Source organism: Pseudomonas sp. S2_F07, from assembly GCF_054668325.1.
Window position 1 is genome coordinate 998,690 of record NZ_CP162758.1, and the last position, 12,043, is coordinate 1,010,732.

10 protein-coding genes and 2 pseudogenes are annotated in these 12,043 nt (G+C 61.5%); 6 read left to right on the forward strand and 6 right to left on the reverse strand.

Annotated features, from left to right (window positions below):
- Position 1: 1 nt before the first annotated feature.
- Genes AB4O40_RS04260 through fabI form a run of 4 tightly spaced genes read left to right on the forward strand, consistent with a single transcriptional unit; the run spans position 2 to position 4,522 of the window.
- Complete coding sequence (locus tag AB4O40_RS04260; RefSeq protein ID WP_007979116.1) at positions 2 to 1,075, forward strand: microcin C ABC transporter permease YejB; 1,074 nt, start codon at positions 2 to 4, stop codon at positions 1,073 to 1,075.
- A gap of 1 nt (position 1,076) precedes the next feature.
- Positions 1,077 to 2,096: an ABC transporter permease gene (locus AB4O40_RS04265; protein ID WP_056727653.1), complete on the forward strand. Its 1,020-nt coding sequence runs from the start codon at positions 1,077 to 1,079 to the stop codon at positions 2,094 to 2,096.
- 1 nt (position 2,097) lies between these two features.
- The gene (locus AB4O40_RS04270) at positions 2,098 to 3,708 is read left to right on the forward strand and encodes an ABC transporter ATP-binding protein (protein WP_056727655.1); all 1,611 of its coding nucleotides are present in this window, start codon (positions 2,098 to 2,100) and stop codon (positions 3,706 to 3,708) included.
- A 19-nt stretch (positions 3,709 to 3,727) separates the two neighbouring features.
- On the forward strand, positions 3,728 to 4,522 hold the full coding sequence (gene fabI, locus AB4O40_RS04275; protein ID WP_056727657.1) for an enoyl-ACP reductase FabI: 795 nt from the start codon (positions 3,728 to 3,730) through the stop codon (positions 4,520 to 4,522).
- Positions 4,523 to 4,656: 134 nt separating this feature from the next.
- On the opposite strand, the pseudogene AB4O40_RS04280 reads toward fabI, so the two are convergent.
- Positions 4,657 to 5,303, reverse strand: a pseudogene (locus tag AB4O40_RS04280) (LysR family transcriptional regulator).
- A 112-nt stretch (positions 5,304 to 5,415) separates the two neighbouring features.
- Here AB4O40_RS04280 and AB4O40_RS04285 point away from each other — a divergent pair.
- Complete coding sequence (locus AB4O40_RS04285) at positions 5,416 to 5,841, forward strand: VOC family protein (RefSeq protein WP_056727659.1); 426 nt, start codon at positions 5,416 to 5,418, stop codon at positions 5,839 to 5,841.
- Between the two features lie 123 nt (positions 5,842 to 5,964).
- Here AB4O40_RS04285 and AB4O40_RS04290 read toward each other — a convergent pair.
- The 5 genes and pseudogenes from AB4O40_RS04290 to AB4O40_RS04310 all read right to left on the reverse strand — a co-directional run bounded on the left by AB4O40_RS04290 (position 5,965) and on the right by AB4O40_RS04310 (position 11,163).
- Positions 5,965 to 6,547 (reverse strand): annotated as a pseudogene (locus tag AB4O40_RS04290) (GGDEF domain-containing protein).
- Between the two features lie 74 nt (positions 6,548 to 6,621).
- Positions 6,622 to 7,203 (reverse strand): hypothetical protein, encoded by a 582-nt coding sequence (locus tag AB4O40_RS04295; RefSeq protein WP_414915100.1) that lies wholly within the window; start codon positions 7,201 to 7,203, stop codon positions 6,622 to 6,624.
- A gap of 1 nt (position 7,204) precedes the next feature.
- Positions 7,205 to 9,373, reverse strand: coding sequence for a xanthine dehydrogenase family protein molybdopterin-binding subunit (locus tag AB4O40_RS04300; protein WP_409078788.1), 2,169 nt, complete (start codon positions 9,371 to 9,373; stop codon positions 7,205 to 7,207).
- A gap of 7 nt (positions 9,374 to 9,380) precedes the next feature.
- Positions 9,381 to 9,836, reverse strand: a complete 456-nt coding sequence (locus AB4O40_RS04305) for a (2Fe-2S)-binding protein (RefSeq protein WP_056727666.1) — start codon at positions 9,834 to 9,836, stop codon at positions 9,381 to 9,383.
- A 172-nt stretch (positions 9,837 to 10,008) separates the two neighbouring features.
- Positions 10,009 to 11,163, reverse strand: coding sequence for an NnrS family protein (locus tag AB4O40_RS04310; protein ID WP_409078787.1), 1,155 nt, complete (start codon positions 11,161 to 11,163; stop codon positions 10,009 to 10,011).
- A gap of 367 nt (positions 11,164 to 11,530) precedes the next feature.
- On the opposite strand from AB4O40_RS04310, the gene AB4O40_RS04315 reads away from it, so the two are divergent.
- Positions 11,531 to 12,034, forward strand: coding sequence for a VOC family protein (locus AB4O40_RS04315; protein ID WP_056727670.1), 504 nt, complete (start codon positions 11,531 to 11,533; stop codon positions 12,032 to 12,034).
- The last annotated feature ends 9 nt before the right edge of the window (positions 12,035 to 12,043 follow it).

Below are 12,043 nucleotides of genomic sequence, written 5' to 3' on the forward strand. Positions count from 1 at the left end.
GATGCTGGCGTACATTTTTCGGCGACTGTTGCTGATCATTCCGACCCTGTTCGGCATTTTGCTGATCAACTTCGTGATCATCCAGGCCGCCCCGGGCGGGCCGGTGGAGCAGATGATCGCCAAGCTCGAAGGCTTCGAAGGCGCCACCAGCCGCATCGCCGGCGGGGGTGCCGAAGTCTCGGTGGCAGGCTCGGCCTATCGCGGCGCCCAAGGCCTGGACCCGGCGCTGATCAAGGAAATCGAGCACATGTACGGCTTCGACAAATCGGCGCCGGAACGCTTGTGGATCATGGTCAAGAACTATGCGTCCCTGGATTTCGGCGACAGCTTCTTCCGCGACGCCAAGGTCATCGACCTGATCAAGGAAAAGATGCCGGTGTCGATCTCTCTCGGGCTGTGGAGCACGCTGATCATGTACCTGGTGTCGATCCCGCTGGGGATCGCCAAGGCCACGCGACACGGCAGCCACTTCGACGTCTGGACCAGTTCGGCGATCATCGTCGGCTACGCGATCCCGGCGTTCCTGTTCGCCATCCTTTTGATCGTGGTATTCGCCGGTGGCAGTTATCTGGACTGGTTCCCCTTGCGCGGGCTGACCTCGAACAACTTCGATGAACTGAGCATGGGCGGCAAGATCCTCGATTACTTCTGGCACCTGGCGCTGCCGGTGACCGCGCTGGTGATCGGCAACTTCGCGACCATGACCCTGCTGACCAAGAACAGCTTCCTCGACGAAATCAACAAGCAGTACGTGATTACCGCCCGGGCCAAAGGCCTGACCAACCACCGCGTGCTGTACGGCCACGTGTTCCGCAATGCCATGCTGCTGGTGATCGCCGGATTTCCCTCGGCCTTCATCGGCATATTTTTCACCGGCTCGTTGCTGGTGGAGGTGATCTTCTCCCTCGACGGCCTCGGCCTGATGAGTTTCGAGGCAGCGATCAACCGCGATTACCCGGTGGTGTTCGGCACGCTGTTCATCTTCACCCTGCTCGGGCTGGTGGTAAAACTGATCGGCGACCTCACCTACACCTTTGTCGATCCGCGCATCGACTTCGAAAGCCGGGAGCATTGAGATGAACCTGTCCCCTCTCAATCGCCGACGCTTCGAACTGTTCAAGGCCAACAAGCGTGGCTGGTGGTCGCTGTGGCTGTTCCTGGTCCTGTTCGGCGCCAGCCTGGGCGCCGAGTTGATCGCCAACGACAAGCCGCTGGTGGTGCACTACGACAACAACTGGTACTTCCCGGCGCTCAAGCGCTACCCGGAAACCACCTTCGGCGGCGAATTTCCGCTGGAGGCCAATTACAAGAGCCCGTACATCCGCGAACTGCTCAAGGCCAAGGACGCCTGGGTGCTGTGGGCGCCGATCCCCTACAGCTACCAGAGCATCAACTACGACCTGAAAGTCCCGGCCCCGGCCCCGCCCTCGGCGGACAATCTGCTGGGCACCGACGATCAGGGCCGCGACGTGTTGGCCCGGGTGATCTACGGCTTCCGCATTTCGGTGCTGTTCGCCCTGACCCTGACCGTGTTCAGCTCGATCATCGGCGTGATCGCCGGCGCCTTGCAGGGCTTCTACGGGGGCTGGGTGGACCTGGCCGGACAGCGCTTCCTGGAGATCTGGTCCGGACTACCGGTGCTGTACCTGCTGATCATCCTTGCCAGTTTCGTGCAGCCCAACTTCTGGTGGTTGCTGGGGATCATGCTGCTGTTCTCGTGGATGAGCCTGGTGGACGTGGTGCGCGCCGAGTTCCTGCGCGGGCGCAACCTGGAATACGTGCGCGCCGCCCGCGCCCTGGGCATGCAAAACGGCGCGATCATGTTCCGCCACATTTTGCCCAACGCGATGGTCTCGACCATGACCTTCATGCCGTTCATCCTCACCGGCGCCATCGGTACACTGACCGCCCTGGACTTCCTTGGCTTCGGTTTGCCGGCGGGCAGCCCGTCTTTGGGTGAACTGGTGGCCCAGGGCAAATCCAACCTGCAGGCGCCGTGGCTGGGTATCAGCGCCTTTGCTGTGCTGGCCTTGATGTTGAGTCTGCTGGTGTTCATCGGCGAGTCCGCTCGCGATGCCTTCGACCCGAGGAAGTGAAATGAATCAGGACAATCTGATCGAAGTGCGCGACCTGTCCGTCGAATTCGTCGTCGGCAATCGCTGCCAACGGGCGGTAGAAGGCGTCAGCTTCGACATCAAGCGCGGCGAAACCCTGGCCCTGGTCGGCGAGAGCGGTTCCGGCAAGTCGGTCACCGCACACTCGATCCTGCGCCTGCTGCCCTACCCGCTCGCCCGGCATCCGTCCGGCACCATCGAATATTCCGGGCAGAACCTGCTGGACCTGAAAGAAAAAACCATCCGCCACATTCGCGGCAACCGGATTGCGATGATCTTCCAGGAGCCGATGACCTCGCTCAACCCGCTGCACTCGATCGAGAAGCAGATCAACGAGGTGCTGGGCATCCACAAGGGCCTGACCGGCAAGGTCGCGACCAAGCGCACCCTGGAACTGCTGGAGATGGTCGGCATCCCCGAGCCGCACAAGCGCCTCAAGGCCCTGCCCCACGAATTGTCCGGCGGCCAGCGCCAACGGGTGATGATCGCCATGGCCCTGGCCAACGAGCCGGAACTGCTGATTGCCGACGAGCCGACCACCGCGCTGGACGTGACCGTCCAGCTGAAAATCCTCGAATTGCTCAAGCAATTGCAGGCCCGTTTGGGCATGGCGCTGCTACTGATCAGCCATGATTTGAACCTTGTGCGAAGAATTGCGCATCGCGTATGTGTCATGCAGCAAGGTTGCATCGTCGAACAGGCATCGTGCGAAGAACTGTTCCGCGCGCCGCAGCATCCGTACACTCGGGAACTGCTGGCAGCGGAGCCCGACGGCAAGCCTGCAAGCAACGTGATCGGCCCGCCCTTGCTGGCGGTCGAAGACCTGAAAGTCTGGTTTCCGATCAAGAAAGGCCTGTTCAAGCGCACGGTGGATTACGTCAAGGCGGTCGACGGCATCAATTTCAGCCTGCCCCAGGGCCAGACCCTGGGGATCGTGGGAGAAAGCGGTTCCGGCAAATCGACCCTGGGCCTGGCGATTTTGCGGTTGATCGCCAGCAAAGGCGCCATCCGCTTTGAAGGCCAGCCGCTAGACTGCCTGACGCAGCAACAGGTACGGCCGCTGCGGCGGGAGATGCAAGTGGTGTTTCAGGACCCGTTCGGCAGCCTGAGCCCGCGGATGTGCGTGAGCCAGATCGTTGGCGAGGGCCTGCGGATCCACAAGATGGGCACCGAGGCGCAACAGGAACAAGCGATTATTGCGGCACTCAAGGAGGTAGGTCTGGATCCGGAAACCCGGCACCGCTACCCCCACGAATTTTCCGGCGGGCAACGGCAGAGAATCGCCATTGCCCGGGCATTGGTGTTAAAACCGGCGTTGATTTTGCTGGACGAGCCGACTTCGGCCCTCGACCGCACGGTACAACGCCAGGTAGTGGAGCTTTTGCGTTCACTGCAAAGCAAGTACAACCTGACGTATCTGTTTATCAGCCATGACCTGGCTGTGGTGAAAGCGCTGAGCCACCAGTTGATGGTGGTCAAGCATGGCCAAGTGGTCGAACAGGGAGACGCGCAAAGCATTTTTGCCGCCCCCCAACATCCGTATACACAGCAGTTGCTGGAAGCCGCTTTTTTGGCTCCGGCCACTGCGCAATAACCTGAAAGAGGAGCAACACATGGGTTTTCTCGCCGGTAAGCGCGTACTGATCGTCGGTGTCGCCAGCAAGCTGTCCATCGCATCCGGCATCGCTGCCGCCATGCATCGCGAGGGCGCTGAGCTTGCCTTCACTTATCAGAACGACAAACTCAAGGGTCGTGTCGAAGAGTTCGCACAAGGCTGGGGTTCGAACCCTGAGCTGTGCTTCCCGTGCGACGTGGCCAGCGATGAAGAAATCGCCAAGGTCTTCGAAGCACTGAGCAAGAAGTGGGACGGCCTGGACTGCATCGTGCACTCCGTCGGCTTCGCCCCGGGCGACCAACTGGACGGCGACTTCACCGAAGCCACCACCCGCGAAGGTTTCCGCATCGCTCACGACATCAGCGCCTACAGCTTCGTGGCCCTGGCCAAGGCCGGCCGCGAAATGATGAAAGGCCGCAACGGCAGCCTGCTGACCCTGTCGTACCTGGGCGCCGAGCGCACCATGCCGAACTACAACGTCATGGGCATGGCCAAGGCTTCCCTGGAAGCTGGCGTACGCTACCTGGCCGGCTCCCTGGGCCCGGACGGTACTCGCGTCAACTGCGTATCGGCAGGTCCGATCCGCACCCTCGCCGCTTCCGGCATCAAGAACTTCCGCAAGATGCTGGCCGCCAACGAAGCGCAAACCCCACTGCGCCGCAACGTCACCATCGAAGAAGTCGGCAACGCCGGCGCCTTCCTGTGCTCGGACCTGGCGTCCGGCATCAGCGGTGAAATCATGTACGTGGACGGTGGTTTCAACACCACGGCCATGGGCAGCATCGAAGAGTAATCTTCGGTCAGCCCATAAAAAACCCGCCTGTTTTGGCGGGTTTTTTATGGGCACCACAATCAAAAGATCGCAGCCTTCGGCAGCTCCTACAGAGATCTGTGTAGGAGCTGCCGAAGGCTGCGATCTTTTAACCTTCAGAGCAAGCAGTTCGCAAACAACCGCTGAATCGGCTGATTACGCTGGCTGTAACGCTGCAACAAGACAATCTCTCGAAAGAAGGTCAGCTCGCCCAATCGGATCACCCTGACCTTCGCCCCATGCTCAAGCCACAACCCGGCCTCCGGCAACAGGGAAACCCCCAAGCCACACTCGACCATTTTCACGATGGCCTCCAGTTCATCCAGTTCCAGCGCCACCTTTACCTCGATCTGCCGCTCCCGCAGAAACCGCGTCACCAGCCGCCCGCCGAATGAATTGCGGTCGTAGCGCACATGAGGGTGCTCGGCGAGCAGTTGCAGCGGATCACCTGGGGCAGGAGCCCGGTCTGGGCGGTGGCCACTGCGCCGACTTTCAGTTCGCCACGGTACTCGCTGACATCGTCACTGACGGCCATGCGGCTGAAGGTCTCGAGCATTTCCCTGGCCATCGGCAACGCTCGCTGCCCCGCCGCATTGAGCAGCGCCTGGCGGCCGGTGCGGTCGAACAGACGGATGCCAAGAGCCTGTTCCAGATTGCGAATCTGCGCGCTCACCGCCGACTGTGCCAGGCCGATGTGCATGCCGGCGGCGGCGAAGGTTCCGTAACGCGCCACGGCGATAAAGGTTTTCAGTTCTCGCAGCATGGCGACCTCGATTGATCGAAATAATTTGAGCTCGATGCAAAAATTATCGTCTTTCAATCAAGAATCACAGGACTAAACTCGACACATTCCCAGCCACACCGAGGTAAGCCTGATGCAACTGTCCCCTTTTCACTTGGCCATCCCGGTCTACGACTTGGCGGCCGCCCGACAATTCTATGGTTCAGTGTTTGGCCTGGAAGAAGGTCGTTCAAGCGAGCATTGGGTGGATTTCAATTTTTTCGGCCATCAACTGGTGATTCACCTGGCACCGAAAAACCCCGCGCAAGAAGCCGCGCACACCAATGCCGTGGATGGTCACGATGTACCGGTGCCGCATTTTGGCGTGGTGCTCGGGATGGCCGAGTGGGAGGTGCTGGCCGAGCGGTTGAAGTCACTGGGGACCCGCTTCGTGATCGAACCGGGGATTCGTTTTCAGGGGCTGGTGGGCGAACAGGCGACGATGTTTCTGTTTGATCCTTGCGGGAATGCGCTGGAGTTCAAGGCGTTCAAGGACATTGGGCAGTTGTTTGCCAAGTGAAAGTTGTGGTGCCTGTTCGGGCCTCTTCGCGGGCAAGCCCGCTCCCACAGGGATTGAGTGAACAATACTGGCCTGTGTGGGAGCGAGCCTGCTCGCGAAGAGGCCCGCTAATACAACACCGCCCTAACGGCTCATCACCCGCTCGGCCTCCTCAAGCAGTTCCTCGATTGAGTCATGAACAATGGGGTCATATTCGACACTGGGTAACGCTGAACCGAATGTCATAGCTGCGATGCGCCGTGGCGTTGCGCTCATCGAGCATCTCAGCGAGCCGTGCCTTGATCGCCGCAATCTCCACGGCGCTGGACCCGGTCAGCAGCGCCACGAACCGGTCGCCGTCGAGTCGGCCGACCACATCGTTTTCACGAAAGCCGATCCGCAGGACATCGGCGAACGTCCTGAGTGCGTCGTCACCTTTGTCCCGGCCATACAGATAGCAGATGAGCTTGAATTCATCGAGGCTGAAGTACAGCAGCGTCGCCGGGGTCTCCAGCTGTCGACAGACGTCCAGCCCGAGTTGGGCCAGAGCGATGAAACCATGGCGATTGGACAGCAGCGTCAACTCGTCCATGCTCGCCATCTGCACCCCTGCCAGTTCTTGTTCTGCCTGGCGAGCCAGTTCGCGCAAGCGTTCACGCTCTTGCTGTGGCGTGAGCAGCGGGTTTGCTGGTCGGCCCGATTTGCCTGTTTTGCCTGAGATCAACATCGTTCACTCCCTTGGCGGGTATGTACGTTAGAGTCGCCCATACCCACATTGACTCCCTGTAAGCGTGCCGCTGGTCAGCTACCCGCCACCGGACACGGTCCTCCCGCATCGGCCCAGCGCTTGAACCGGGTGACGAAAATATCGTGAGGAACCGGCACCGGCGCGCGATTGCCGCCGGGGTTCCAGCCCCACAGCACCAGCTTGTCGTCGCTGACGTGCTTGATCAGCGCGGCAAAATCCCGATCGCCGTTGCTGGAGCGATCCTTGATCATCGCGCACAGCCGGTCGGCGGGCAGGCCGATCCAGGCCATGCGGTGCGCGGCCGCAGGCAAACTCCAGTGCGGCGCACCCGGTGGCGCGTGAGGTCCGTAACTGGCCGGTGGATTGCTTTCGGCATGACATGTGGCACAAGGCAACCCGGCCGAGCCCTTGCCGTCCATGCCCCGCACGACATTCATGGCATGGGGAACGCCGGCATCGAATTGCAGCGGCGATTCCCCGGGAATGTGGCAGTTCTGGCAACGGGGGCTCTGGAAGACCTTCTGCACAGTATCGAACGCCTGCAAGGCCTCTCGGTCATCGGCGAACACGTGGGAGGCGTAGGCGACGAGAACGATCAGGATCACCGTCCCAAGCAACCAGTGATGTCGTTTCATCTCACACCCCCGACAGCTGCAAGGGCAGCTCCCGCAGGCGCTGCCCGGTCAAGGCAAACACCGCGTTGGCCACCGCCGGCGCCATGGGTGGCACACCGGCCTCGCCGATACCCCCGGGTTTGTCGCTGCTGGGCACGATATGCACTTCGACCACAGGCATTTCGTTGAGCCGCAGCACCTGATAGTCGTGATAGTTGGACTGCACCACCTGCCCGTCCTTGAGCGTCAGCTTGCTGTGCAAGGCGAAGCTCAGGCCAAAGGTAATGCACGACTCCATCTGCGCGGCGATGCTCTGCGGATTGACCGCAATACCGCAGTCCACCGCACAGACCACCCGGTGCACGCGGATGGCGAGGTTGTCCTGGGACACCTCGGCCACCTGGGCCACGTAGCTGCCGAACGACTCATGCACCGCCACACCCAGGGCGTGGCCGTCCGGCAGTGGCGCCGTCCAGTTGGCCTTCTCCACCGCGAGGTTCAGCACACCGAGGTGGCGCGGATGGTCCTTGAGCAAGGTGCGCCGATATTCCACCGGATCCTTGCCGGCCGCCGTGGCCAGCTCATCGATCAGCGACTCCATGACAAACGCGGTATGGGTGTGCCCCACCGAACGCAGCCACAACACGCTGATGCCGGTTTGCGGGGAGTGCAGTTCGATCTGGTGATTGGCCAGTCCTTCGAAGTAAGGGCTGTCGGCCACGCCTTCGACGGAGGTCTTGTCGATGCCGTCCTTGACCATGGTCGCTTCAAGCGAGGTCCCGGCCATGATCGACTGTCCGACCATCACATGTTTCCAGGCCAGTGGCAGACCGTCGGCGCCCACCCCGATAAGCGCATGGTGCAGGAACGCCGAGCGGTAATAGCCGCCCCGGATGTCGTCCTCCCGCGCCCACACGGTTTTCACCGGCGCACCGGCGGCCTTGGCGACATACACCGCTTCACTGACGAAATCCGACGTCGGATTGGCCCGGCGCCCGAAGCCGCCGCCGAGAAACTCGGTATGGATCACCACCTGTTCCGGTTTGAGACCGGTGATTTTCCCGGCGACTATCTGGTCCAGGGTCTGGAACTGGGTGCCGGTCCAGATTTCGCATTTGTCCTGGGTAATGCTCACCGTGCAGTTCAGCGGCTCCATCGGCGCGTGGGCCAGATACGGCACACTGTATTCAACGTCGATCCTCCTGGTCGCTTTCGCCAGCGCAGCCTGGGTATCCCCCGCCTGACCGGCGTTGGTGCCTGAGGTGGTGGCGAGTTTGCGGAAGCTTTCCAGCAGCGCCTGGCTATTGAGCCCGGCGTTCGGTCCCGGATCCCACTCGATTTTCAGCGCATCGCGCCCCAGCTTCGCCGCCCAGAAATGATCGGCAATCACCGCAATACCCGTCGGTACTTGCACCACTTTGTGCACCCCCGGAATCGCCAGCGCTTCGGCGCCCTCAAAGGATTTGACGCTGCCGCCGAAGGTGGGTGAGCGGGCGACCATCGCAGTCATCAGCCCGTCAAACTGCACGTCCATGCCGAATTTCGCACGGCCAGTGATTTTTTCCGGTGTGTCCAGACGCTTGGTGGGCTTGCCGATCAGCCACCAGTCTTTCGCGTCCTTGAGCTTGATCGAAGCCGGATCTGGCCGTGGCAACTGCCCGGCGTCATCGGCCAATTCGCCATAGGTGGCACGGTGTTCACCGGCAATAACCACCCCCGATTCGGTATGAATCTCGGATGGCGCGACACTGAAACGCTTGGCCGCCGCGTCGATCAACATCAAGCGCGCCGCCGCGCCGGCCTGGCGATAGCGGTCGAACTCCATCCAGGTGGACGTCGAGCCGCCGGTGATTTGCATCCCGCCAAAGCCTGGCAGGCCGTAGTCGGCGGCCGAGGCCGGGGAATGCTCGACGCGGATTTTCGTCCAGTCGGCGTCCAGTTCTTCAGCGATCAGCATGGTCAGGCCGGTCCAGATGCCCTGGCCCATTTCCGAGTGGCCGAGCAACACGGTGACACTGTTGTCGTTGCCAATGCGCAGGAAGGCGTTGGGCGCAAACACGTTGCCCTGGTTCTCCGCGCCCATGGCGAAACGGTGCGCACCGGGCATGGCAAACGCGACCACCAGTCCACCGCCCAGCACGGCACTGCCCTTGAGAAAACCACGACGGGATAATGCATTGATGATGTTCATGGCCACCTCAACCCAGCTCGGCGGCGCGTTTGACCGCCGCACGGATCCGCGGGTAAGTGCCGCAACGGCAGATGTTGCCGGACAGCGCCTGATCGATGTCGTTGTCGGTTGGCTTCGGAATCTTCGCCAGCAATGCCGCCGCCGACATGATCTGCCCGGACTGGCAGTAACCACACTGAACCACGTCAAGCTCCGCCCAGGCCTGTTGCACCGGGTGCGAGCCGTCCGCGGAAAGGCCTTCGATGGTGAGAATTTTTTGCCCATGGGCCACGGCCGTGGCCGGTGTGATGCACGAGCGCAGCGGCGCGCCATCGACGTGTACGGTGCAAGCCCCGCATTGGGCGATGCCACAGCCGAACTTGGTGCCGGTGAGGTGGGCAACATCGCGCAAGACCCAGAGCAGCGGCATGTCGGCGGGGACATCCAGCTCCTGATCCTGGCCATTGATGTTCAGGGTCAGCATGGCGCAGTTCCTCAGACTCAGGGTGATCTGAAGGGGCGTCGCTGCGGCCTTGTAAAACCTGCGCGCGCCTCAGGCTATCCCTTCAGCTAAGCGCAAATTTGCCGGCAGGCCGTGGCGCATCGACCACCGGTCATGAAAAAGCCGCCTCGAAAGGCGGCCCTGAAGGTCTTGGCTAGAGCCTCGGCCCCAATAAAATGCCGGTGTAGCGCCAGACAAAAACACCGAAAGCGCTACACCACAGCAACGCCGACAGCGCCAGGCCATGACTGGAAAACGGCACCAACCACACTCGAAGTACACCCGCCAGCAGCAACAGGGAAAACCCCGCGACGATCGCTTTGGACGGCTGCAACAAGCGCCCGGTATGCCCCAGGCTGACCCGGGCGATCATCGCCAGAACCAGCCCGCCGATGCCGCCGACGGCCAGCGCATGGGTGGCCAGGCTTTGTTGCGGCATCCAGCCCAGGTGCCACAGCGCCATGGCCAGCGTCGCCACCGCTAGCCAGGCGTAAGCCAGGTACAGCGACCACAGCAGCGGCACGCGCCACAGGCCGCGATCATGCCAGCGCCACAATCGCAGCAGATGCAAACCGCTGATCAACGCAAACATCAGCGCCAGCCACACCCGTGGGACGTCATTCAAACCGGCGGCAAAGGACACCGCTGCCAGCATGGCGCTGATCAGCAACACCTTGCCCGGCAATGGATGGGCAGCAGGCGTTGCGGGACGGTTCAAGCCGCGCTGGATAAAAAACGGAATCACCCGTCCGCCGATCACGCTCATCAGCGCGCCCACCAGCCACAAGGCAGCCAGCACGCCATGACGTTGCAGATTGGCGTCTTCAACGGCGAGCCCCAGCAACGTCAACGCCTGACACCCGGCCAGCAGCGTCACCATCAACAGAATCGGATAATTCTCGCGTTTGCCCGCCGCCAGCAGATCGCACCCCAACGCCCACGCCAGCAACGGCAGAAACGGAACCTGCAAGGCCAGCAGCCAGGGCGCAGGTATCGGCAGGCACCAGGCCAGCCGTGCCAGCAGCCACACCAGCACCAGGCCGATCAGCGGCCAACCCTTGAGCCCTGGCCGGCCGGTCCAGTTGGGCACCGCCGTGAGCAGGAACCCGGCAATGATGGCCGTGGCAAATCCGAAAGGCATTTCATGTCGGTGCCAGGCGAGCATGCCGCCCACCGGCTGCGCACCGGGCAAGCGGCCGTACAGCCATAAGGCCCAGATCGCGATGGCGAGGGCCGCGAACCCGGCCCCCGCCAGAAAGAAGGGGCGAAAGCCCAGGCTGAAGACTGGTGCAACGGCAAGCCGACGCATCAAGCCACCACTCGAGCCGGGAACTGGCTCAGGCGATACGCGCCGAGCATACGGCTCGACCATTGAAGAACGTTCCGAGGGTTGCTGAAGAAGTTGAACATTGTGCGTACTCCTGAAGGCGTTCAGTTGCACCTTTACCTCTTCAAGTCCCGTGCCAGCTTTTTGCCCCTTTAAATCCAGGCACTTGCGCATATACGAGTCATAACGACCCACGGCAAAAATAGTCTGTTTGACTCCACTTAAAGTCATTTTGACTACCGTCACGCTACCCTGCGGCAATTTTCTCGATCTACGGTACGGCCAGACGACCAGAGGCTGACTACGCTGAAAGTCCGGAACATGCGTTACCTGCAGAGGAGCTGGCGCCATGCTACGCGTACAAAAACTCACGCCCTGCCTGTGGTTCGACGATCAGGCCGAAGAGGCGGCGAAATTCTATTGCTCGATCTTCGACCACTCGAAAATCACTGCCATCACCCATTACGGCCACGCCGGATTCGAGTTCCACGGCCGGCCCGTGGGTTCGGTCATGACCGTCAGCTTCGAGCTCGACGGGCAGAGTTTCACCGGCCTCAACGGCGGGCCTTTATTCAAGTTCAGCGAAGCGGTTTCGTTTCAGGTCAATTGCCTGACACAGGATGAAGTCGATCATTACTGGGGCAACCTGTCGGCCGGTGGCGCGCCCGAAGCCCAGCAATGCGGTTGGCTCAAGGACAAGTTCGGGCTGTCGTGGCAGATCGTCCCCGTCGCGATGATGGACATGATCAAGGACCCCGACACGAAGAAATCCCAGCGGGCCATGCAGGCGATGATGCAGATGAAAAAACTCGATATCGCCACACTGCAACGAGCCTTTGACGGCGAGAGCTAATACACTCGG

What these genes read in the sequence shown, in the direction of transcription:
- AB4O40_RS04310 (WP_409078787.1), bottom strand. Translation starts at nt 11,163, where the DNA reads ATGCGTCGGCTTGCCGTTGCACCAGTCTTCAGCCTGGGCTTTCGCCCC.
- AB4O40_RS04265 (WP_056727653.1), top strand. Translation starts at nt 1,077, where the DNA reads ATGAACCTGTCCCCTCTCAATCGCCGACGCTTCGAACTGTTCAAGGCC.
- AB4O40_RS04270 (WP_056727655.1), top strand. Translation starts at nt 2,098, where the DNA reads ATGAATCAGGACAATCTGATCGAAGTGCGCGACCTGTCCGTCGAATTC.
- fabI (WP_056727657.1), top strand. Translation starts at nt 3,728, where the DNA reads ATGGGTTTTCTCGCCGGTAAGCGCGTACTGATCGTCGGTGTCGCCAGC.
- AB4O40_RS04285 (WP_056727659.1), top strand. Translation starts at nt 5,416, where the DNA reads ATGCAACTGTCCCCTTTTCACTTGGCCATCCCGGTCTACGACTTGGCG.
- AB4O40_RS04260 (WP_007979116.1), top strand. Translation starts at nt 2, where the DNA reads ATGCTGGCGTACATTTTTCGGCGACTGTTGCTGATCATTCCGACCCTG.
- AB4O40_RS04300 (WP_409078788.1), bottom strand. Translation starts at nt 9,373, where the DNA reads ATGAACATCATCAATGCATTATCCCGTCGTGGTTTTCTCAAGGGCAGT.
- AB4O40_RS04295 (WP_414915100.1), bottom strand. Translation starts at nt 7,203, where the DNA reads ATGAAACGACATCACTGGTTGCTTGGGACGGTGATCCTGATCGTTCTC.
- AB4O40_RS04315 (WP_056727670.1), top strand. Translation starts at nt 11,531, where the DNA reads ATGCTACGCGTACAAAAACTCACGCCCTGCCTGTGGTTCGACGATCAG.
- AB4O40_RS04305 (WP_056727666.1), bottom strand. Translation starts at nt 9,836, where the DNA reads ATGCTGACCCTGAACATCAATGGCCAGGATCAGGAGCTGGATGTCCCC.